At 73.6% G+C, this 20852-nt stretch carries 20 protein-coding genes; 9 read left to right on the forward strand and 11 right to left on the reverse strand.

Annotated features, from left to right (window positions below; translation table 11 throughout):
• Positions 1-215: 215 nt before the first annotated feature.
• Positions 216-1043, forward strand: coding sequence for a dimethylargininase (ddaH, locus tag OG618_RS32440; RefSeq protein WP_329491167.1), 828 nt, complete (start codon positions 216-218; stop codon positions 1041-1043).
• Positions 1044-1119: 76 nt separating this feature from the next.
• On the opposite strand, the gene OG618_RS32445 is transcribed toward ddaH, so the two are convergent.
• The 3 genes from OG618_RS32445 to OG618_RS32455 all read right to left on the reverse strand — a co-directional run bounded on the left by OG618_RS32445 (position 1120) and on the right by OG618_RS32455 (position 4504).
• Complete coding sequence (locus tag OG618_RS32445) at positions 1120-2334, reverse strand: globin domain-containing protein (protein WP_329491168.1); 1215 nt, start codon at positions 2332-2334, stop codon at positions 1120-1122.
• Between the two features lie 87 nt (positions 2335-2421).
• The gene (locus tag OG618_RS32450; RefSeq protein WP_329491169.1) at positions 2422-2865 is read right to left on the reverse strand and encodes an RrF2 family transcriptional regulator; all 444 of its coding nucleotides are present in this window, start codon (positions 2863-2865) and stop codon (positions 2422-2424) included.
• A gap of 175 nt (positions 2866-3040) precedes the next feature.
• Positions 3041-4504, reverse strand: coding sequence for an MFS transporter (locus OG618_RS32455; protein WP_329491170.1), 1464 nt, complete (start codon positions 4502-4504; stop codon positions 3041-3043).
• A 392-nt stretch (positions 4505-4896) separates the two neighbouring features.
• Between OG618_RS32455 and OG618_RS32460 the strand changes: the two genes are divergently transcribed.
• Together OG618_RS32460 and OG618_RS32465 are read left to right on the forward strand one after the other, a co-directional pair.
• Positions 4897-5475, forward strand: coding sequence for a TetR/AcrR family transcriptional regulator (locus OG618_RS32460; protein ID WP_329491171.1), 579 nt, complete (start codon positions 4897-4899; stop codon positions 5473-5475).
• Positions 5476-5596: 121 nt separating this feature from the next.
• Positions 5597-7489, forward strand: coding sequence for a protein kinase domain-containing protein (locus OG618_RS32465; protein WP_329491172.1), 1893 nt, complete (start codon positions 5597-5599; stop codon positions 7487-7489).
• A 75-nt stretch (positions 7490-7564) separates the two neighbouring features.
• Here the strand turns inward: OG618_RS32465 and OG618_RS32470 are convergent, their stop codons facing one another.
• From OG618_RS32470 to OG618_RS32490, 5 genes are all read right to left on the reverse strand, one after another.
• Complete coding sequence (locus OG618_RS32470; RefSeq protein WP_329491173.1) at positions 7565-9607, reverse strand: SpoIIE family protein phosphatase; 2043 nt, start codon at positions 9605-9607, stop codon at positions 7565-7567.
• Between the two features lie 264 nt (positions 9608-9871).
• Positions 9872-10939, reverse strand: a complete 1068-nt coding sequence (locus OG618_RS32475; protein ID WP_329492370.1) for a polyprenyl synthetase family protein — start codon at positions 10937-10939, stop codon at positions 9872-9874.
• Positions 10940-11326: 387 nt separating this feature from the next.
• On the reverse strand, positions 11327-12832 hold the full coding sequence (locus OG618_RS32480) for a hypothetical protein (protein ID WP_329491174.1): 1506 nt from the start codon (positions 12830-12832) through the stop codon (positions 11327-11329).
• A 105-nt stretch (positions 12833-12937) separates the two neighbouring features.
• Entirely contained in the window at positions 12938-13243 is a 306-nt protein-coding gene (locus OG618_RS32485; protein ID WP_329491175.1) for a hypothetical protein, read from the reverse strand.
• Between the two features lie 252 nt (positions 13244-13495).
• Positions 13496-13825, reverse strand: a complete 330-nt coding sequence (locus tag OG618_RS32490; protein WP_329491176.1) for an ArsR/SmtB family transcription factor — start codon at positions 13823-13825, stop codon at positions 13496-13498.
• Positions 13826-13924: 99 nt separating this feature from the next.
• On the opposite strand from OG618_RS32490, the gene OG618_RS32495 reads away from it, so the two are divergent.
• Entirely contained in the window at positions 13925-14236 is a 312-nt protein-coding gene (locus tag OG618_RS32495) for a putative quinol monooxygenase (RefSeq protein WP_329491177.1), read from the forward strand.
• 28 nt (positions 14237-14264) lie between these two features.
• On the opposite strand, the gene OG618_RS32500 is transcribed toward OG618_RS32495, so the two are convergent.
• Positions 14265-14963: an NUDIX domain-containing protein gene (locus tag OG618_RS32500; RefSeq protein ID WP_329491178.1), complete on the reverse strand. Its 699-nt coding sequence runs from the start codon at positions 14961-14963 to the stop codon at positions 14265-14267.
• The gene (locus OG618_RS32505) at positions 14960-15214 is read right to left on the reverse strand and encodes a hypothetical protein (protein WP_329491179.1); all 255 of its coding nucleotides are present in this window, start codon (positions 15212-15214) and stop codon (positions 14960-14962) included. The genes OG618_RS32500 and OG618_RS32505 overlap by 4 nt, the downstream gene beginning before the upstream one ends.
• Before the next feature lie 122 nt (positions 15215-15336).
• Here OG618_RS32505 and OG618_RS32510 point away from each other — a divergent pair, with 122 nt between their 5' ends.
• From OG618_RS32510 to OG618_RS32525, 4 genes are all read left to right on the forward strand, one after another.
• On the forward strand, positions 15337-16185 hold the full coding sequence (locus OG618_RS32510) for a helix-turn-helix domain-containing protein (RefSeq protein ID WP_329491180.1): 849 nt from the start codon (positions 15337-15339) through the stop codon (positions 16183-16185).
• Positions 16167-16376, forward strand: coding sequence for a DUF397 domain-containing protein (locus tag OG618_RS32515; protein ID WP_329491182.1), 210 nt, complete (start codon positions 16167-16169; stop codon positions 16374-16376). The genes OG618_RS32510 and OG618_RS32515 overlap by 19 nt, the downstream gene beginning before the upstream one ends.
• A 110-nt stretch (positions 16377-16486) precedes the next feature.
• Positions 16487-16699 carry a DUF397 domain-containing protein gene (locus tag OG618_RS32520; RefSeq protein WP_329491183.1) on the forward strand — a complete coding sequence of 71 codons (213 nt, stop codon included), beginning with the start codon at positions 16487-16489 and terminating at the stop codon, positions 16697-16699.
• Between the two features lie 23 nt (positions 16700-16722).
• A complete protein-coding gene (locus OG618_RS32525; RefSeq protein WP_329491184.1) occupies positions 16723-17097 on the forward strand; it encodes a hypothetical protein in 375 nt (124 codons plus the stop codon).
• Between the two features lie 19 nt (positions 17098-17116).
• Here OG618_RS32525 and OG618_RS32530 read toward each other — a convergent pair whose 3' ends face one another.
• Complete coding sequence (locus tag OG618_RS32530) at positions 17117-18787, reverse strand: FAD-dependent monooxygenase (RefSeq protein WP_329491185.1); 1671 nt, start codon at positions 18785-18787, stop codon at positions 17117-17119.
• Between the two features lie 351 nt (positions 18788-19138).
• Between OG618_RS32530 and OG618_RS32535 the strand changes: the two genes are divergently transcribed.
• The gene (locus tag OG618_RS32535; protein WP_329491186.1) at positions 19139-20788 is read left to right on the forward strand and encodes a YVTN family beta-propeller repeat protein; all 1650 of its coding nucleotides are present in this window, start codon (positions 19139-19141) and stop codon (positions 20786-20788) included.
• Positions 20789-20852: the final 64 nt, after the last annotated feature.

Raw genomic sequence — 20852 nt, forward strand, 5'->3', positions numbered from 1 at the left:
GCCGGGGTGCGCGCCGGGTGCGCGGGGTGTTGCACCCGGCGATGGTGTCCGCTCATGTGTGCGAACGGATTCGCGTGGGCAGCCGCCCTCTGAGGTGCGATACGCACCGGCACGCCCCCACGTGCTCCGGTACCCGAGGCCGCGTTCTCCACCGCCCCGGCGCCCCAGCGCACAGCATCCCGATCCCAGCAGTCCCGGACGGCGGAGGTAGCCGCATGCCGAACCGAACCCCGGAGCGCACCGCGAGGCCGCGGCGCTACCTGATGTGCCGGCCGACGCACTTCACCGTCGACTACGCGATCAACCCCTGGATGGACCCGGCCCGACCGACCGACACCGAGCTCGCCGTCCGCCAGTGGGAGCGGCTCTGTTCGATCTACCGGCGGCTCGGCCACACCGTCGAGCTGATCGAGCCGGTGCCGGGCCTGCCCGACATGGTCTACACCGCCAACGGGGCCACCGTCCTGGACGGCCGGGCCCTGGTCGCGACCTTCCGGCACCCCGAGCGGGCCGGCGAGTCCGACGCCCACGAGGCGTGGTTCCGGTCCGCCGGCTACCGCGAGGTCCACCGGGCCGGGCACGTCAACGAGGGGGAGGGCGACCACCTGGTGGTGGGCCGCCGGGTGCTGGCCGGCACCGGGTTCCGTACCGATCCGGCGGCGCACGCCGAGGCCCGGGCCCTGTTCGGGGTCCAGGTGCTCGGCCTGACCCTGGTCGACCCGCGCTTCTACCACCTGGACACCGCGCTCGCCGTCCTCGGCGACGACCACGTCATGTACTACCCGGAGGCCTTCACGCCCGACAGCCAGGCGCTGCTGCGCAGCCTCTACCCCGACGCGATCCTCGCCGACCGCGCGGACGCCGAGGTGTTCGGCCTCAACGCGGTCTCGGACGGGCGGCGGGTCCTGCTGCCGGAGGCCGCCAAGGCGCTGGCCGGCCGGCTGGCCGAGCACGGCTACGAACCGGTGCCGGTGGACGTCTCCGAGCTGCTCAAGGGCGGCGGCGGCGCCAAGTGCTGCACCCTGGAGCTGCGGCCGGCCTGAGCGCCCCCGGCCGTCCGGAAGGCACTCGGGCAGCGGTGGTCCGGTCAGTGGTCGCTCAGGCAGTGGCCGCCTGGGCTCAGGCGCCCTGTCCCAGCCAGAGGTCGGGGCCGAACACCTCGTAGTGGATGTCGGCGGCCGCCACGCCCGCGGTGAGCAGCTGGGCCCGCACCGAGCGCAGGAAGGGCAGCGGCCCGCACAGGTAGGCGACGGTCCCGGCCGGGACCGGCACCGTCGAGAGGTCGACCAGGCCGGTGCGCTCGGCGGGCCAGTCGCCCACCGGCCGCTCGTAGAAGACGTGCGCGACGGCGTTCGGCAGCTCGGCGGTGAGCCGGTCGAGTTCGGCCCGGAAGGCGTGCGCGTGCTGGTCCCGGTCGCCGTGCACGGAGATCACCGTCCGGGGGGAGCCGGTGGCGGCGAGGTGGTCCAGCATGGCCGTCATCGGCGTGTTGCCGATTCCGGCCGAGGCCAGCAGCACCGGTCCGGCGCCGTCGGCGAGGGTGAGGTCGCCGAGCGGCGGGGCGAGTTCGACGACGTCGCCGGTGTGCAGGTGGTCGTGCAGGTGGTTGGACACCTCGCCGGCCGGTGCCCCGTCGGCCCCGGCACCGACCCGCTTGACGGTGAACCGGAGCGCGCCGCCGGAGCTCCCCGAGAGGCTGTACTGGCGGATCTGCCGGGCGCCGTCCGCCATCGTCGCGCGCACCGAGACGTACTGGCCGGGCCGTGCGGGCGGGACGGGGCCGTCGTCGGCGGGGCGGACCAGGTAGGTGGTCACGTCGTCGGTCTCCCGGCGCCGGGCGATCACGGTGAAGCGGCGCCAGAGGTCGTCCGGGGCGCCCGACTGCGCGGCGGCGGTCTCGGCGCGCAGCCGGTCCTCGATGGCGATCAGCGCGTTGGCCATCAGCCAGTACACCTCGTCCCAGGCGGCGGCGACCTCCGGGGTGACGGCCTCGCCGAGTACCTCGACGATGGCGGCGAACAGGTACTTCTGGACGATCGGGTACTCGTCGTTCCGGATGCCGACCGAGACGTGCTTCTGGGCGATCCGGGCGAGCATGGCGTCCGGCCGCAGGTCGGGGTGGGCGATCAGGGCGGACGCGAAGGCGGCTATCGAGCCGGCCAGCGCCTGCCGCTGGGTGCCGTTGGCCTGGTTGCCCCGGTTGAACCGGTCGCGCAGCAGCTCCGGGTGGTCGGCGAAGAGCGTGTCGTAGAAGAGCGGCGTGATCTCGCCGATCGCGCCGCCCACGGCGGGCAGGGTGGCTTCGACGATCTCGGCGGACTTGGCGGACAGCATGGGGCTCACTCCGAACTGGCATCTGAAATGCGTATTAAAGGTCGTGCGGAGGCGCGACCCGGCGGGTCGGTGAACGGGGGTGTGGGGTCAGCCGGCGGGTCTGCCGGAGAGGCTCAGCAGGACCGGCCCGGTGGGCGGGCCGACCAGGTCGTCGATCGAGAGCGGATCGAGCGAGGCGAAGAACGCCTCCTGCGCGGTCCGCAGCGCCCCGCGCAGCCGGCAGGCGGCCCGTAGCGGGCAGGGCGGCTCGTCCTCGCAGCCGACCACGTCGCCGACGCCCTCCAGCTCGCGCACCAGCGCCCCGAGCGAGCCGGTCCGGCCGGCGGAGGTGAGCGCGAGGCCCCCGCCCCGCCCGCGCCTCGCCTCGACCGCACCGAGGTGCTGGAGCCGGCTGACGACCTTGGCGGCGTGGGTGTACGGCACGCCCACCGACTCGGCCACCTCGCGGGTGGTCGGGTTCGCGTCCTCGTCGAGGACCGCCAGCCGCATGGCGATGCGGAGGGCGATGTCGGTGCTCTTGGTCAGCCTCACGCCCGGCAGGCTATCGAATGCGAATCCTGGAATCCAATTTGGGGTGCGCCCTCGGCGCCCGGGTGGAGCGCCCTGGTGGAGCGCCCGGGTGGAGCTGCACCCGGTGGCACACGGACGCGCCCCGCCGGGAGCCGGCGGGGCGCGTGGTGGGCGGCGGGGCGGGCGGGTGACCCGGTCAGCTCCGGACCGCCTCCGGCCGGGCCGGCGCGCCCGCGACCGGGTCGGCGGCGGCCGGGCCGCCGATCACGAACGGTGCGGGCCGACGGGCCGGGACGAGCAGGGCGGCGACGGCCGCCGCCAGGCAGAAGGCGGCGAGCAGGGCGAACCCGTGGGTGTAGCCCGATTCGTAGGGGTGGCCGGAGGGCTGCAGGTGGCCGGTGACCAGGCTGGTCATCAGCGCGGCGCCGATGGAGCCGCCGATGGTGCGGATGTTGGCGTTCATGCCGGTGGCCGCGCCGGTCTGCGCGGCGGGCACGCTCTGGACGATGAGGTTGCTCATCGAGGCGAAGGCGAGGCCGATGCCGAGCCCGAAGACCCCCGCCGCCAGGGCGACCTGCCACGGCCGGTCGTGCCAGGCGGCGAGCATCGCGCAGGCGGCCGAGCCGAAGACGGCGCCCGCGGTCAGCTGGGCCTTGGCGGGGAACCGGCCGGCGAGGCGCCCGCTGAGGATCCCGGCCACGAACATGGTGACCAGCATGGGCAGCATCAGCAGCCCCGCGCCGGTGATGCTCGACCCGAAGCCGTAGCCGGCCGAGGTCGGCGTCTGCGCGAAGCCGGGGAGGAAGGCCCAGACCGCGTACATGCCGCCGCCGAAGAGCAGGGCGGCGGTGTTGGTCGTCCAGACCGCCGGGAGGCGCATGATCCGCAGGTCGATCAGCGGGTTGCGCGAGCGGGCCTCGACCAGGGTCCAGAGGCCGAAGAGGACGACGGCCGCGACCAGCAGGCCGATCACCCCGTTGGAGCCCCAACCCCACTTCGAGGCCTGGCTGATGGGCAGCAGCAGGGCCACCAGCCAGCCGGAGAGGAGGACGGCGCCGAGCCAGTTGACACTGCCCGCGCCGCCGGCGCCCTCGGCGCGCTTGGGCGACTCCGGGACGTAGCGCTGGGCGATCACGGCGGTGACGGCGACGATGATCACCGGGAACCAGAAGAGCCAGCGGTAGTCCAGCGCGCCGACGATCGGTCCGGCCAGGACCATGCCGAGGCCGCTGCCCACCGCGATGACGGCGGACAGGTTGCTGATGCCGGTCGCCACCCGGGAGGCGGGGAACTCGTCGCGGATGATGCCGAAGGACAGCGGGAAGAGTGCGCCGGCGATGCCCTGGATGACCCGGGCGATGATCAGGACGGTGATGTTGGGAGCCAGGGCGGCGACCAGGCAGCCCACCAGGAGCGCGCCGAGCGCGGCGACCAGGGTGCGCTTCTTGCCGACCAGGTCGCCCACCCGGCCGAGGATCGGTGTGAAGATCGAGGCGGAGAGCAGGTAGGCGGTCATCACCCAGGTGACGGTCGCCTGCGAGGTGTTCATCGCGTGCTGGACGGTGGGCAGGGCGGGCGTGATCAGCGACTGGAGCAGGGCGAACACGCCCGCGCCGGTCGCGAGGACGCCGAAGGTGAGGCGATTGGACGGGCGGCTCATCGAACCTTCTCGGGGCATGGGGCGCGCAAGGGGAGCGCGCCCACGGGCTGCGGGCGGAAGCGGTGTGCGTGGTGCTTGGTGTGCGTGGTGTGCTGTGTGCTGGGTGGCGCGCGCTGTGCGGTGCCGGCGCCGGTGCGGTCGGAGCTGTGGTGCGTACCGCCGAAGGCGCGGCGAAGTGCGAGGTGTGGAGAACGGGCCAACAGGGCCGGTGCGTACGGCGCGGGCCGGCGGGTGCGCTCGGGATCCGGTGCCGGATCGACGGACGCGCTGGTGCCTCCACCGGGTGTGCCGGCAGGGGCGGGGACAGGACCTCACTGCTAAAGTTGAGGCATGCCTCCAGATTAGCGGAGGCGTACCTCCGCTTCAACCCGGTGTCCGAAAAGAGAGCCCCAGTGACGGAACAGGTCGTGGTCGGCGAGTTTGTGGCGGCCCAGCGCCCGCGCCGCGCCGATGCCGCGCGCAACTTCGACGCGCTGCTGGTCGCCGCCCGCGAGGCCTTCGCCGAGCACGGCGCCGAGGCCTCGCTGGAGGACATCGCCCGGCGGGCCGGCGTCGGCATCGGCACCCTCTACCGCAACTTCCCCACCCGTCGGCACCTCTTCGAGACGGTCTACGCCAACGAGGTCAATGAACTGAGCCTGGCCGCAGGGGAGTTGTCGGGCGAGTCGCCCTGGGAGGCGCTGACCGGCTGGCTGCGCAGGTTCGTCGCCTACACCCTGACCAAGCGGGCGATCCGCGAGGCGCTGGAGGGGGAGGAGTCGGACATCTTCCTGGCCTGCCGGCAGTCGATGTTCGACGCGAGCGCACCGCTGCTCAGGCGCGCGCAGGACGCGGGGGTGGCGCGGGCGGACATGTCCATCGACGACCTGCTGCGCCTCGTCTCGGGTGTCAGCTCGGTCGCGTTCCCCGACGAGGAACAGCGCGACCGCGTCCTGGCCATCGCCCTGGACGGCGTGCGGACCACCGCCTGACCGGCGACCGGCGCTCCCCGGCGGGCCGTTCGCACCCGCCCGCTCGCCCGCGACCGGGGAGAAGCGGGTGCGGGCCGTCCCGGCCACCGGCGTGTCGGCGGCGTCTCCTACGATGACGGGCATGAACGCTGACGGGTCGGACGCACGGCTCATCGACGGCCGGTTCGAGCTGCTGCAACGACTCGGCGGCGGAGGCATGGGCCTGGTCTGGCGCGCCCGGGACAACGCGCTCCACCGCGAGGTGGCGCTCAAGGAGGTCCGCCCGCCCGACCCGGCGATGGCGGCCGCCAACCCCGAGGACGCGTTGGAGCTGCGCGAGCGGGTGCTCCGCGAGGCGCGCTCCCTGGCGCGGCTCCAGCACCCGAACGTGGTGATCATCCATCACATCGTCGACACCGCCGACCATCCGCACCCCTGGCTCGTGATGGAGCTGGTCACCGGCGGCAGCCTCGCCGACCGGCTCTCCCGCGGCCCGCTCACCGTGCCCGAGGCGGCCCGGATCGGCCGCGGTGTGCTCTCCGCCCTGCGCGCCGCCCACGCCGCCGGCATCCAGCACCGCGACGTCAAGCCCGGGAACGTACTGCTGCGCCCGGACGGCACGCCCGTCCTCACCGACTTCGGCATCGCCGCCATGCAGGGCGCCACCGCCCTCACCAGCACCGGGGCCCTGATCGGCTCGCCCGAGTACATCGCCCCCGAGCGGATCCGCGGGGCGGAGGGCAACCCGTCGTCCGACCTGTGGTCGCTCGGCATGATGCTGTACGTCGCGGTCGAGGGCCACCACCCGCTGCGCCGCGCCACCACGCTCGCCACCCTCGCGGCCGTCCTGGACGAGCCGCTGCCGCCGCCGGCGCGGGCGGGGCAGCTCGCCCCGGTGCTGGCGGCCGTGCTCGCCAGGGATCCGGCGGTCCGTCCGAACGCGGAGCAGCTCGACCAGGCGCTCGCAGCCGCGGAGGCCGGGGCCGCCCCGGGCCCGGCCGGCGGTCCGGTGGCCTGGTCGCCGACGGGTCTGGACCTCCCGCGGCCCGCGGCGACCCCGTGGCCCGGTGCCGACCCGGCGATGAACGCCTGGACCGGATCCGCGCCCGGATCCGCCCCCGGCACCGGGGGCGGTCCCGGCGGTCCCGGGTACGACAGCGGCTCCGGCGCCGGTCCCGGGTACGGCCACGGGTACGGCTACGGCGCCGCCCCGGCCGACACGTTCGGTCACCCCGGGGAAGCCGGGCCGGGCCGCCCCGGCTTCCCCGGGCACCCGGTCGACGCGGTCCCGGCGGACGCCGTCCCGACCGGCGCGACCACGCACGGCCCGGCGGCCCCGGTGCCTCGGGGCGGGCGGGCGCGGGCGGTCACCCTCTCGGTCGTCGCCGTCGCACTGGCGGGTGCCCTCACCTGGACCCTCCTGCCCGACTCGGGCGCCGAGAACGACGCGGGCGCCGCCCCGGGCCCGTCGGTGTCCGGCCCGGCGGCGACCGGCAGCACGGGCCCCACCACCCCCGCCGCCGCGTCGACCGCGCCCGAGCCGGCAGCCGCCCCGTCGGTGACGGCCAAGACCGCGCCCCCGTCCGCCGTCCCCCCGGACTTCCTCACCCCGGCCGGGGTCCGCACGACGGTCGAGGCCTTCCGCCCGTCGCTGGCGGATTCCAAGATCACCCAGCTCACGGTCTACCCCACCTACGCGAGCGCCGAGGGGCCGACCGCGGCCGACCCGACGGTGTTCGACCGGCTCAACTACCGCGACGGCAAGGTCACCCGCACCCCGGGCGGCACCATGACGTCCCGTCAGAAGACCGTCGACCTGCGGAGCTACGACTGGGACATCATCCCGGCCCTGCTCCAGAAGGCCCAGGACACCCTCAACGTCCCCAACCCGACCAGCCGTTACCTCATCATCGGTCCGGACAGCTCCGACGGCACGCCCAGCATCAAGGTCTACCTGTCCGGCGAGTACGGCGGCGGCTACCTCTCCGCCGACACCAAGGGCACCGTGAAGCGGTCGTTCCCGCGCGGCAGTTGAGCGCGGCGCCCGGCGGCAGCGCCTGAGCGCGGTCCCCGAGACCGGTACCCGAGCGGCACCCGAGCCGCGCCGGCCTCAGACGGGCGGCGCGGCCAGTGCGCGGAAGGCCAGCAGGGCGATGTCGTCCCGGGTCTCGGCGACCTGGGCGAGCACGTGGTCGCAGAGTTCGTCCAGCGGCCGGTGGCCGACCGCGCCCGCCGCCTGCGCCAGCCGGTCCAGGCCGACGGTCAGGTTCTCCCCGGGCACCTCGACCAGCCCGTCGGTGTAGAGGAGCACGGTGTCCCCGGGCGCGATCCCGGTGCTGTGGGTGTGGCGCCGCTCGGCGGGGGCCACGCAGAGCGGCACGTCGGTCTCCTCGGTCACCAGGAAGCGCGGCTCGCCCGAGGCGGGTACCAGCAGTGGCGGCGGGTGCCCGGCGTTCGACCAGGTCATCCGCCAGCCGTCGTCGACCCGGGTGAGGTTCAGGTGGACGGCGGTGGCGAAGGCGGCCACGCCGAGGCCGTCGGCGGCCGTGTCGAGCGCGGCGAGGGTGTCGGCCGGGGTGTGCAGATGAGTGCGGTTGTAGGCGACCGACCGCAGCATGCTGCGCAGCTGCCCCATGGTGGTGGCCGCGGTGAGGTCGTGCCCGGCCACGTCGCCGATGGTCAGGGCGAGCGAGCCGTCTGGCAGCAGGAAGGCGTCGTACCAGTCGCCGCCGACCTCGGCCGCCCGGTTGCCGGGCTGGTAGCGGGCGGCGAGCTCGGCGCCGAGGACGACCGGCGGGGCGGTGAGCAGCGCCCGTTGGAGGACGAGTGCCACCTGCCGGGTGCGCTGGAGCTCCAGGGTCTGGCGCAGCGTGGCCTGGGCGCGCTGGAGGACGTCCTGGAGCAGGTCGATGTCCGGCCGGCCGGGCGGCGGGGTGTCCTCGCAGCCGGCCGCCGCGGCGAGGGCGACGGTGATGCCGTCGATGACGATCGGCAGCAGGGTGAGGCTGGTGGCGCGGGCCCGGGTGAGCCACTGGGCCGACTCCCGGGGGACGACGCCCGGGGGGATCTCGCCGACCGGGAAGGTCAGGAGCGCGGGGGCCTGGCGGGCGACGACCCGCAGGGCGGCCGGCCCGAGCCGGTAGCTCTGCTGGCGCAGCGCGGGCAGCGCGGGCAGCGGAGGCAGGCCGGGCCGGGCGGTGGAGGCGATCCGGGTGCCGAGGATCTCGTCGGGCCGGGTGGCGTGCTCGCGGGTGGAGAGCAGGAACACCGTGCAGGCGTCGGTGAGCTCCGGGACGACGAGGTCCGCGACGGCGGCGAAGGCGTCGTCCGGGCGGGCGGTCTCGGTCACCGCGAGGGCCCCGGCGAGCAGCCGCTCGCGGAGCCGGTTGCGCCAGCGGTCCTCGATGTCGGAGGTGGCCCCGACCCACTCCACCGGCCGGCCCTCGCGGACGATCGGCACCGCGCGGGCGGAGACGTGCCGGTACTCCCCGGTGACGGTGCGCACCCGGAAGGAGTGCTCGAACATGGTCGGCTCGGCGTCCGCCGCCTTCAGCCACTGCTCGGCCAGCCCGGCCCGGTCCCGGGGGTGGATGAGCTCGAACCAGGCCTCGTCCATGGTCTCCCGCCAGGGCTGCCCGGTGAGCCGCTGCCAGCCGGGCACGAGCTCGGCCATGCTGCCGTCCGCGCGGACGATCCAGACCAGCTGGGAGACGGCGGAGATCAGCGCCTCGTACCGCTCCAGGGTGCGCAGGCGGTCGGTGGAGAGCTGTTCGGCCTGCTGGGCGGCGTGCACCTCGGTGGTGGTGTCGATCGCGGCGATCAGGATGCCGGGGCCGAAGCGGGAGGAGATCGGGGAGCAGCTGTAGACGAAGTGCCGGTGGTCGCCGTCACCGTCCCCGGGCCGTTCCACCGTCCGGGGCGTGGTCACCTGGCGGGCGGTGCCGTCGGCGAGGACGTTGTCGAGCGTCTCGAAGAACCGCTCCACCCCGGGTTCGGCGAACAGCTCCCGGACGGGGACGCCGATCGACCGCGGCCCGAACAGCTCGCGGAAGGCGTCGTTGCGGTAGACCAGGCGGTGTTCCCGGCCCGCGGTCAGGGCGATCGCCACGATCGCCCGGTCGAAGACCTCGGGTGTCAGCTGCGGCTCGACCACCCCGTGGTGCCCCCTTGTCCGGTGTTGTGTCGTGCGGCAACCGCGTCCCCGTACCCGGGGTGTCCGGCTGCCTCCGGCCGGCTGCCCTCGGGTCTGCCCTTGCGGCGATCGCCCGCGGCCGTCCTTGGCACGATACGGTCTGGCCGGTACATCTGTACCGTTATGCCACGATTGTCGCCCTTGCCGGGGGTGACGCGTGAGTGCCCGGCGGCCGCGAGTTCGGCCGGGGCCGCCCGGGGCACCCGCTGCGCTCGCCTGCTGCGCTCACCCGGCCGGCAGCACGTTGGACAGCGGGAGGCCCTCGAAGAAGGCCACCGCCTCCTCGCGCCAGTGCGGGCGCCAGCCCGAGGCCTCCCCGGCGGCGGCCTCGGCGCAGCGGCGGATGTCGGCGCGGAGCCTGCCGTCCACGCCCAGCGACCGGGCCAGCTCGCGGACGCGCCCGACCGTCGCCGCGGAGCAGTCCGGATCGCCGAGCGCGGACTCCACCACGGCCCGCTGCGCGTCGTCCGCGGCGGCGAGCAGGGCGCTCACGGCGTAGCTGCGGCGGCCGGACCGGAGGTCGGCGCCGGTCGACTTGCCGGTGGCCGCCTCGTCGCCGAACAGGTCGAGGTAGTCGTCGCGCAGCTGGCCGCCGATGCCGACCAGCGTCGCGTACCGGCGCAGGCGCGCGTCGTGCGCGGCCACGTCCTCGCCGGCCGCCAGCAGGCCCAGCCGCAGCGGGGCGAGGACGGAGTAGCGGGTGGACTTGTACTCGCAGACGGTGTGCAGGAACTCCTCCTCCGGAAGCGCCCGGAAGTCGCGTTCGAGGTCGACGATCTGGCCGGTGACCGTCTCCGCGGCGGCGTTCAGCTGCACCTCCAGCATCGCCTGGCGCAGCTCGGCGGGGACGTCCGCCTCCAGCAGGACGCGCATCGAGAGGAAGGCGGCGAGGTCCCCGGCCAGGACGGCCAGGCCCAGCGCGGTGCGGTCCGCCGCCGGGAACTCCTCGCGGTAGGCGTAGTAGGTGGAGGGGCCGCCCCGGCGTACCGGCGCGTCGTCGATGATGTCGTCGTGGACGAGCCCGTGCGTCTGGAGCAGTTCGATGCTCAGCGCGGCCTCCGCCAGACCGGGCACCGGCTCGGTGGTCACCAGCCGGGCGGCCTCGTACAGCAGGGCGACCCGCAGCCGCTTGCCGCCGCGCAGCGAGAGGTCCCGCAGCAGCTCCAGGCAGCGGGGGGTGAAGCGGCTGAGCGGTGGCGTGTCGAGGCGCTCCGGCAGGGAGGCGAAGTAGGCCTCGAAACGGAGGTCGAACCGCCGCCGGTGTCCGGCGGCCCGTTCGCGGGCGGCTGCCATGATCGTCTGGTTCACGTGCCCTACCCTCGCACCCCCGCGCCCGGGCCCGCCGACGGGGGCCGGGTGCCTCGCGGGCGGCGCGCGGCGCGGCTACGGACAGGCGCGGTTCGTGTCCCGGGGAGCTTTGCCGGGTCGGCCGGGCTCCCCGGCCTTCGGCCGGGAGGTGGCCTCGGCACCCTTGCTCCGGCCGCGATACCGACCTGTCGGCCGCCGCCCGCGTCGGCCCCGGGTGGCCCTGACGCCGAGTCGGGGGAGTGGGAAGTCGGCGGGGCCGACTTCCCGGTCGGCCCCGCGTGCGGTCGGCGCTCGCCGACCGCACGCGGCCGGCGAGCGCCGACGGCACTTCGCCGAGCTCGATCTCCTCGACGGCCGGGTGCGCTTTCGCGGCTACTCGGTCCGCCCGCCGAGCCAGTCGCGGAGGAGGAACGCGGCCTCGGCCTCCTCCGCCTCCGACCGACGGGTGTCCTCCTCCCAGACCACGGTTCGGAAGAGTCGGGTGTCCCGCCACTGGGCCAGCGGCCGGTCGAGGTCCTCGTCGTTGGCCTCGTCGAGGTAGCGGCTCGCAGCGGTGTAGACCAACCGGAGTTCGGCGCCCACCACGTGGTACTGGTCGCACTGCGGAAGGAGTTCCCGCTGCATCGGCAGGGTCCTGTCCAGCTCGACGCCACCGAGATAGCTCGGCATCTCCGCCCGCATCAACTCGTCGAGGTCCCCGAGCTGCCCCGTGGTGAGCCCGGTGACGGTCGACACGGCGAGGTTGCGCGAACGGATCAGCGCGGTGAGCCCCGGGACGGTGAGGGACTTCCAGAGCGGGGGCGTGCGGGCGAGCAGGTGCGCGGCGATGTCGCCCGGGGTGGCTCCTGCGGCGAAGGCGGGCCCCGGTGACAGGCTCGCGACGGCCACGCCGAGGTCGCGACGGTACTCCGGGGCGATCCTGGTCGACTGGGTCAGCACGGCGCGGTCGATCTGGCCCGGGATCACCCGGTCCTCGTCGAAGAGCAGGGCGATACCCGTACGGCTCACGGCAGTTCCTTCTCGGGTGCGGGGAATGGCGACCCCTTCCCCGGGGCGGGTGGAGAACTCGTTGCGGAAATCGGCGGCGGTGAGTCCGGCCGGCGTGCGCAGTGCGGACGCGCCCATGTGCTTGAGGTGTGACTGGAACGGGGTCTCGGGCTGGCCGAAGACGAGCGCGGAGACGCGGATCGTGCCGTCGTCCAGGACCGCGGCCACGGTACCGAGGCCGGAGTAGACCAGCGGGTTCCGCGCGGCGTCGTGGAGCGTGCCCGAAGCGGTGACCGTCGTGAGCCAGTGCGGGTCGAAGGTGATGACGACGCTGCGTCCGCCGATGTCGAAGCAGAGGTGCGGGTCCTTCGCGAGGACTCCGGTGGGCTCCGACGGAGGCATCGTCGGGGGATTGCGGCAGCGCATCCGCGCTTCGAAGGAGACCAGCAGGCCGCGGTGTACGTGGTCGATCGTGCTCTCGCACAGCCTGGTCGCCGACTCGGCGTCCCACGTCTCGAACAACGGTCTGACACGGGAGACGAAGAGCCCGGGGGCCAGCCCCTGGCCCCGGAACGGCTTGGTGGTGTCGAGCTCCGCGTTCCTCGCCGCGCCGAGGATCGCGCTGCCGTCCGAGAGCATCGCGATCCGTGGCAGGTTGACCAGATCGACGCTGGAGAAACGTGCTCGCCAGCTGTGCGAGGACTTCCGCAGCGCCTCGGCGACGGCCTCGTCGGGAGGGCCGCTCTCCGGTGCCGCGTTCACCACCACGACGTTCACGCCGCCGTGGATGTCCCCCGCCTGAACGGCTGCCCCGGTGACCCGGCCGGAGAGGTCGTTGCGAACGTTCGGCGACGCCTGGTCGTGTGTCGTGCCGTCCCCCGCCGGTTCCACGTCGCTACCTCGCTCGGACTCACACCGGTCTGATGGGGTACACACATTACCCACGAGAGGTCGGGTCGGCCGACTTCCTGTGCTCGGGCCGCCGCTCCGGTGGTGTCAGGAGGCGCCGAAGACCTGTTCCAGGGCCTTGCGTGCGGCGAGCCGCCCTGCTTCACGAAACGCGCGGGGGTGGGAGTCGACGGGGTGGACGACCATGGACCGCAGCACGGCCCGGCAGTGGAGGGTGATCCGCCCGTCCTCGGCCAGCACCTCGCGCATGCCCTCGTCGAGCGCTTCGAGGAGTGAGAAGACCTCGCGGTAGTCCTCGTCGCCGCCGGCGGGGCCGAAGCGGAACCGGACGTCGTCCGGGAGGGTGAGCTCGAAGCGGGTGGGGCCGGTGCACGGCTCGAAGTCGACCGTCACGACGGCCGCTCCGCCTCCGCACCCGCCGGCCTGCCGGAGGTGCCGCGCCTGCACATCGCGGAGGGGCCGGGGCGGGAAGCGCATCGGTTCTGCGGGCATCCGGCCATCGTAGAGCGGGGCTGCGCGGACCGGTCGCCCCGGCCGCTCCCTGCCAGGGTGACGGCACCCTGTGAGTCAGGGGGAACGCCCGGACGTGCACAGGAAGTCGGCCATACCGACTTCCTGTGCACCGCGTTCTGTGGGCACCGACCGTCAGCCGTCGCCGGGGGCCTGCGCCTCGGCGGTGAGGAGGGCGAGCAGGCCGGGGAAGCGGGCGTCGATGTCGGTCCGGCGGAGGGCGGCCATCCGGCTGTTCCCCCGGTCGACCTGCCGGATCAGGCCGGCCTCGCGCAGCGCGCGGAAGTGGTGGGTGACGGTGGCCTTCGAGACGGGCAGCGCGAAGGAACTGCAGGTGCGCGCGGTGCCGTCCGGCGAGCAGGCCAGCTCGCGGACCACTCGGCGGCGCAGCGGGTCGGCGAGCGCCGCCAGCACCTTGCCGAGCTCGATCTCCTCGACGGCCGGGTGCCCTTCCTCGTCGGGCATGGGTGACCTCCCTCAGGTACGGCTTGAATCGTACCTCTCGGCAGCGGTACTGTCCCCGAGGTATGAGATTCGTCGTACCTCGGGTGAGGGAGAAATCGCATGGATCAGCTGGTCACGCTCGTCGGGATCGCCCGCCCGAAGCCCGAACGGGCCTTGGAGCTAAAGGAGTTGCTGCTCTCCTTCGTGGCCCCCACCCGGCGGGAGCCGGGCTGCCTGGAGTACCACTTCCACGAGGATCGCGAGGAGCCCGGCGTCTTCGTGTTCTACGAGGCGTGGCGAAGCCAGGCCGACCTCGACGCCCACCTGGCCCTGCCGCACCTGAGCGCCTTCTGGGAGCGGCGGATGGACTACCTGGCCAGTGACCTGGAGATCCGCTTCCTGACGATGCACAGCCCCTACGGCCGGGAGTAGCCCGCCGCCGGCTGCCATTCGGCGGCTGTTATTCGGCGGGGATGCCGCGGAGGAGGAAGGGGAGGTGGGCGCCGCGGGCGAGGGCGTCGAGGGCCTGGGTGACGCGGTGGTGCTGGTCGGGGTCCATGGTGTCGGCGAGGTGGTCGGGGTGGATGAAGTGGAGGCCGGTGATGTGGTGCGGGGGTCGGTGGTGGGTGGTGGTGGCTTGTTGGGCGCGGGTGAGGCGGCCGCCCCAGTAGACGAAGTCGATGGCTTCGGGGAGGAGTCGGGCGTCGGTGTAGTCGGTGGCGAGGATGCTGCGCAGGGGGAGGACGAGGCCGGTTTCGGTCTCGGTGTGACGGCGGGCGGCGAGGTGGGGGAGTTCGTTGCGTTCGGCGCTGCCGCCGGGGAGGGTGAGGCCGTTCTGGTGGGTGGTGGCGACGAGGAGGACGGCGCCGTCGGGGTCGAGGGCTAGGGTCTGGTGGCCGAGGCGTCGGCGGGGCGGGTTGGTGAGGATGTCGGGCAGGGGGTAGAGCACGGCTTGCTCCTGGGGTGGAGGGGGTTGGAGTCGCCAGGTGTAGGCGGTGGGGAGTCCGGCGACGACGCCGGTGGTGAGGATGAGGCCGAAGACGAGGAGTCGGGGTGTGAGCGGCCCGTCGCGGATCGGCCGGCAGGCGAGGGCGGCAGCTCCGGCGCTGAGCGCGGGGATCGTGAGGGTGACCGCGAGGAGCCTGGACGCCGGGCTCACGCCGCGCTGTTCGCGCGGGGCGGGCTCGGGTGCTGGACGGGGATGTGGCGGGGCTGGTCGAGCCGCTGGAGGTCCTCGGGCCGGGTGGTCCACTCGCAGCCGCCGGCTTCGGGCCGGAGGTAGGCGGTGCCGCCGAGGGTGTCCATGTAGACGCCTTCGGCGGGCTGCCCGTCGGGGGAGCGGTGGGCCCGGTCGCGGACGACTTCGCCGATCCGGGGCTGGTAGGCGGGCGTGCGGGGGCGGCTGGGCATGCGGGCTCCTTGGTAGCTCTGTGCGTCGAGTCCCTTACGGCTCGTGTTTATGATGACCCTCGTTGGTGCAGGATCAGCCCGAGATCTGAATTTGATGCTGATGATCCACAAGTTGGTGGGACATGGTTAATCGCAGGCAACTTGACCCGACATCAGGCCCGTGGGCGCCCTTCGGCGTGCAACTGCGCAGGTCGCGAGAGGTGAAGGGGCTTACGCAGGCCCAGCTGGCGAAGAAGGTCGGATTCGACCCGTCCTATGTCTCCTACGCTGAACTTGCAACGCGCGAGCCTCCGAGTGAGAAGTTCGCTCGTAGGGCCGACGAGGCGCTGGAGACCGGAGGAACGCTGCTGCTGATGTGGCTGCAGAACAAGCACTCGGCTCTCCTGGAGGGCTTCCCCGAGTATGCGAGCCACGAAGCGAAGGCTGCCGAGATACGGATCTTCGAATCAGGCGTCGTTCCTGGGCTGTTCCAGACCGAGGCCTACGCAACTGCCCTGGCCATGGCCGATGTTCGTCGTGGAGCGATCACTCAGAGGCAAGCGGACGAGCGAGTCACCTTCCTGCTCACTCGTCAGCAGTTGCTGCGGCGGAGCAGCCCTCCGCTCGTGCATGCCGTTCTCGACGAGAGCTGCTTGCGGCGGCCGATCGGGGGGTGGGGCGTGATGGACGAACAACTCGGCTTTCTGGAGCAGCAGTTCGACGTGAGTCACGTGATTCTTCAGGTTGCCCCGTTTGCCATGGCAGAGCACAGGCCGTTCGCTCTGCCTATGGTGCTCCTTACGCTCTCTGATCACTCGTTTTTGGGGTATTCGGAGTCGGAGGGGCGCAGTCATCTTGAGCGCAATTCTGGCGCGCTGACAGCGTGGAAGAGACAGTACGATCGACTGCAGGTGGGAGCGCTGGCCGAGACGGCGACTCTCGAATGGATTCGCGCTGCTCGGGAAGGAACCACATGTCCGACATCAACTTGACTCGCGCCGCGTGGGTGAAGTCCAGCTACAGCCAGCAGGGTGGCAACTGCATCGAGGTGGCGCCCGGGTTCCCTGGTGCCATGCCTGTTCGTGACTCCAAGGACTCCGAGGGGCCTTCGCTCGTCTTCGCAGCCGATGCCTGGCGGTCGTTCGTCGCCGCCGTACAGGCGGGCGAGTTCGGCGCCGTCTGATCGATCGTCGCCTGCGCCCTCCGATCGCATCCGATCGGAGGGCGCTCTGCGTGGGTAGCCTCAAGGTGATGGGTGGTGAACCCAAGCTTGAGGAAGGAGCTTCGGCTGCGATGCTCGTCGACCTGAGTGGTGCCCGGTGGCGGAAGAGCAGCTACAGCAATGGCGGTGGCGGCTGCGTGGAGGTTGCGGACGGCTACGGCGGTGCCATGCCCGTTCGTGCCTCCAAGGATCCCGGCGGGCCCGTGCTCGTCTTCGCGGCCGATGCCTGGTGGGTGTTCGTTGCAGGCGTTCAAGGTGGGGAGTTTCGGTTGTCGTCAGAGTGACGAATAGTCGCTACTCTGGCCCCATGCGAATCACTCTCACGCGTGCCAGTGTTGCCATGGGGGACGATGTGGACGCGCCCCACGAAGCCCACCTGGAGGCCGACGGCGCCACCACGCTCGGCGAGTTCGTGCGTCAGGTCGCCCTCTCGGGGTACTTCCCGCAGATGGCCTGCTGGGTGGTGTTCGATGGCCGGCGGAAGCCGGCGCCCGCGCCGATCGCGATGCTCTCGGCGCCCTGGGAGCAGCCGCGGTTCCTGGACGACGCGCTGCGGCACCGGTCGCTCGACTCGCTCGCGGGTGAGCACGGTGAACTCGGTGAGAACGGCGAGCTGAGCCTCTTCTTCGACTACCGGGCGACCATCGCGCCGGACGTCCTGTGGCAGCGCCTCATCGGCTGACCGACGCCCCGACGCCCCCTCACCCCGTGCCGAACGTCCGGCGCAGACAGGTCGCCAGCCGGTCCGGGGTGGGCGGGTGGAAGCGTCCGGCGAGGTAGCCGTCGGGGCGGATCAGGAAGGCCTCGCCGGGGCGGGCCCCGTAGGCGCTGCGGAACTCGCCGCCGGTGTCCCGGGCGGTCGGCAGCCGCCACAGGGGCGCGGGCGCGTCCGGTGCGAGCACCGCGTAGACGTCCAGCAGCCCGTGGGCCGTGGAGAGGGCGGCGACCGCGCACGTGGTGACCGGCTCCTCGGGTGTCGCCGCGTCGAGGTGGAACAGCAGGGTGTGGCGCGGGCCGCGCAGCAGGTCGAACAGCCGGACGGGGTAGTGCGCGAGGTCGCGCGCCAGTCCCCGGCTGTCCGGGGCCCGTTCGCCGGAGCCGGGCCCGTGCCCGTGCCCGGCCGGTCCGCCGTCGCCCTCCGGCTCGACCAGCGGGCTGTCCGGGTAGCCGACCAGCAGCTGGGCCTCCCGCCGCAGCACCGCGTCGAGGATGTCGGGCGAGCCGGGGTCGGCCTGGACGCCGGTCCGGGAGTGGCGCACCGTCCGGCCGACCACCTCGGCGCCCACCGGGTGTCGTTCGGCGTGGTAGCTGTCGAGCAGGCCGGCGGCGCCGACGCCCCGGACGGCGAGCGCCAGCTTCCAGGCGAGGTTGTAGGCGTCCTGGATGCCGGTGTTCATGCCCTGCGCGCCGGTGGGCGGGTGGATGTGGGCGGCGTCGCCGGCCAGGAAGAGCCGCCCGGCCCGGTAGCGGTCCACCAACCGGTGGCTGATCCGGAAGGTGGAGGACCAGCGCAGCGCCGAGGCGTGCGTCGGCTGCGGCGAGAGCCGGTCGAGCACGGCCTGGATGTGCCGCAGTTCGGGGGCCGCTCCGCTCTCCAGCCCGTGCGCGACGCCGTCCTGGGCCCCGGCGCGGGCCAGTTCGTCCGGGACCAGCATCGACACCCGGTAGCGCTTGCGGCCGGGGAGCGGGATGCAGACCAGCAGGTCGTCGACCCGGCCTTCGGCGTCGTGGTGGGTGGCGCGGACGCCGTACCCGGCGGGGAGGTCCCAGTCGACCTCGACGTCGCCCAGCATGTACTGCTCGGGGAAGGCGTCGCCCTCGAAGCGCAGGCCCGCCGCCTTCCGGACCAGGCTGTGCGCGCCGTCGCAGCCGATCACGTAGCGCGCCCGGACCTCCCGCGGCCCGGACGGTGTCGCGAGCACGGCCAGGACCCGGCCGTCGGGCCCGTCGGCACCACCGGTGCCCGCCTCGGCCTCCTGATCGAGGGCGAGCAGCTCCGTGCCGCGCTCGACCCGCGTGCCGTACCCGGCGAGGTGCTCGGCGAGCAGCCGCTCCGTCGTGTACTGGGGGAGCGCGGCGAAGCCGTAGGGGATGTCGGGCGGCATCGTGAGCTCGATCCGCGGCCCGGGCCGCCCGTCGACGAAGGGCAGCTGGCCGTGCATCGGGACGGCCTCGTTCAGCGCCGCGCCGACCAGGCCCATGGCGTCCCACACCTCCATGGTGCGCGGCTGGACGCCGACGGCCTTGGCGTAGTGCTGGGGGACGGCCAGCCGGTCGATGATCCGGCAGTCGACCCCGTGGCGGCGAAGCTCGGCCGCGGCCGTCAGTCCGACCGGGCCCGCGCCCACCACCAGTACGTCGATCTCGTCCATGACCGCTCCCGGGGACGTCCTGACCGCCTCCCTCCAGGCTGCGCCCGACCGGCACCGGTCCGCCACCGCTGCCGGAGAGCCCAGCCACCGCTGCCGGAGGGCCCGGCCGCCGGTACCCGAGCGAGCCCCGGCCACCGGTGTCGGAGCGGCCCCCGGCCACCGCCGCCGCGGTGACCTCCCGGGCCGGCGACGGAGGGCAACCAATTCCAAACACTTGGCGACAATCCCGGCCAACTCATGACGGTCCGTCAATCAGCCTTCTACGCTTCGTCCGGCCCCGGTGCGGTGGCGGAGCCGCCGCCGCACCCGGTCGCTTCCCCCGATGTACTGACGAGTCTGGAGCAGACCCCCGTGAGAATAAGCCGTTCCCCGAGCCGCACCTGGACGGCCGTGGTCGCCACCGGCGCGGCCACGGCCGCGCTGTTGGTGCAGCCCGCCACAGCCTGGGCCGCGGCGCCCGCGCCCGTCGTGACGACCACCGTCGCCGTGGCGCCCTACCCGGCGGGCGTCGCACTCGCGCCGGACGGCAGCCGGGCGTACGTGACCAGCCAGAGCAGCGGCACCGTCACCGTGCTCGACGCCGCCACCGGCGCGGTCTCCGGCACGTTCACGGCCGGCAGCGGCTCGTACGCCGTGGCCTGGTCCCCCGACGGGCAGCACGCTTATCTGACCCACCAGCTCGACGACGCGGTCAGCGTCGTCGACACCGCGAGCAACACCGTGGCGGCCACCGTCGCGGTCGGCGCCGAGCCCTTCGGGGTGGCCGTCTCTCCGGACGGCGCCCGCGCGTACGTCAGCAGCGCCGGCGCGGCGACCGTGAGCGTGATCGACACCGCGAGCAACACCGTGACCGCGACCGTCCCGGTCGGCGCGGAGCCGCACGGCGTGGCCGTCTCGCCCGACGGGGCGCACGTCTACGTCGCCGCCTCGGGCGCGCAGGCGGTGGACGTCATCGACACCGCGAGCAACACGGTGAGCGCGGACGTCCCCGTCGGCCACGGAGTCTTCGGCCTGGCGCTGAGCGCCGACGGCTCCCGCCTCTGGACGGGCAACGGCGGTGACGACACCGTCAGCGTGCTGGACACGGCGGGCCGCACCGTCGTGTCCACGGTGACGGTCGGGGCCAACCCGTTCTCGGTCGCGCTCTCGCCCGACGGCAAGTCGGCGTACGCCTCCAACTACGGTGACGGCACGCTGAGCGTGATCGCCACCGCGGACCGCAAGGTCACCTCGACGGTGCCGGTCGGCACCAGCCCGTACGCGCTCGCCGTCACCCCGGACGGGCGGCGCGGCTACCTGGCCGACTTCGCCGCGAACGCCGTGACGGTGCTCGGCTTCCCGCTGCCGGTGCCGGTCGTCACCGGGGTCAGCCCGGCGAGTGGACCGCAGGCGGGCGGGACGAAGGTCACCATCACCGGGACCGGCCTGAACGGCGCCACCGCCGTGAGCTTCGGCGCGGCCGGGAACGCCACCGCCGTCTCGTGCACGGAGACCGGCTGCACCGCCACCGCTCCCGCCGCCGCCGCGGCCGGGGTCGTCGACGTCCGGGTCACCACGGCCGGCGGTACCAGTGCCGTCGTCCCGGCCGGGCGCTTCACCTACACCGCGCCCACCGCCGACCTCGCGGTCTCGCTCGCCGCCACCCCGGTGGGCGGCCTGTTCTCCGGGCGGGTCGACTACACCCTCACCGTCACCAACCAGGGCCCGGAGACGGTGACCTCGGCGACGATCTCGGCCGACCTGCCGGCCGGCTTCACCGCCTCCTCGACCGACTGCACGATCGCGGCGGGCAAGCTGACCTGCGCGGTCGCCGGTCCGCTCGCGAAGGGGGCGAGCGTCACCCGGCACGTGACGGTCCACGTCGGCCTGCTCAACCTCGGCCGGACCTTCACCGTCACCGCCGCTCGCACCGCGAGCGCGCCCACCGACCCGGTGGCGGCGAACGACCGCGCGTCCCGCACCTGCTCGGCCACGCTCGCGTTGCTGATCAGCTGCAAGTGAGTCCGGCGCCGCCGACGCTCCCCTTCGGGAGGGCGTCGGCGGCGCCGCCGTGCACCGCTTCGGC

Origin of the sequence: Kitasatospora sp. NBC_01246, from assembly GCF_036226505.1 — a bacterium.
In the GTDB taxonomy this organism is placed as follows: domain Bacteria; phylum Actinomycetota; class Actinomycetes; order Streptomycetales; family Streptomycetaceae; genus Kitasatospora.

What these genes read in the sequence shown, in the direction of transcription:
- OG618_RS32510 (WP_329491180.1), top strand. Translation starts at nt 15,337, where the DNA reads ATGGTTAATCGCAGGCAACTTGACCCGACATCAGGCCCGTGGGCGCCC.
- OG618_RS32525 (WP_329491184.1), top strand. Translation starts at nt 16,723, where the DNA reads ATGCGAATCACTCTCACGCGTGCCAGTGTTGCCATGGGGGACGATGTG.
- OG618_RS32465 (WP_329491172.1), top strand. Translation starts at nt 5,597, where the DNA reads ATGAACGCTGACGGGTCGGACGCACGGCTCATCGACGGCCGGTTCGAG.
- OG618_RS32475 (WP_329492370.1), bottom strand. Translation starts at nt 10,939, where the DNA reads ATGGCAGCCGCCCGCGAACGGGCCGCCGGACACCGGCGGCGGTTCGAC.
- OG618_RS32505 (WP_329491179.1), bottom strand. Translation starts at nt 15,214, where the DNA reads ATGCCCAGCCGCCCCCGCACGCCCGCCTACCAGCCCCGGATCGGCGAA.
- OG618_RS32445 (WP_329491168.1), bottom strand. Translation starts at nt 2,334, where the DNA reads ATGCTGTCCGCCAAGTCCGCCGAGATCGTCGAAGCCACCCTGCCCGCC.
- OG618_RS32520 (WP_329491183.1), top strand. Translation starts at nt 16,487, where the DNA reads ATGCTCGTCGACCTGAGTGGTGCCCGGTGGCGGAAGAGCAGCTACAGC.
- ddaH (WP_329491167.1), top strand. Translation starts at nt 216, where the DNA reads ATGCCGAACCGAACCCCGGAGCGCACCGCGAGGCCGCGGCGCTACCTG.
- OG618_RS32455 (WP_329491170.1), bottom strand. Translation starts at nt 4,504, where the DNA reads ATGAGCCGCCCGTCCAATCGCCTCACCTTCGGCGTCCTCGCGACCGGC.
- OG618_RS32515 (WP_329491182.1), top strand. Translation starts at nt 16,167, where the DNA reads ATGTCCGACATCAACTTGACTCGCGCCGCGTGGGTGAAGTCCAGCTAC.
- OG618_RS32490 (WP_329491176.1), bottom strand. Translation starts at nt 13,825, where the DNA reads ATGCCCGACGAGGAAGGGCACCCGGCCGTCGAGGAGATCGAGCTCGGC.
- OG618_RS32530 (WP_329491185.1), bottom strand. Translation starts at nt 18,787, where the DNA reads ATGGACGAGATCGACGTACTGGTGGTGGGCGCGGGCCCGGTCGGACTG.
- OG618_RS32495 (WP_329491177.1), top strand. Translation starts at nt 13,925, where the DNA reads ATGGATCAGCTGGTCACGCTCGTCGGGATCGCCCGCCCGAAGCCCGAA.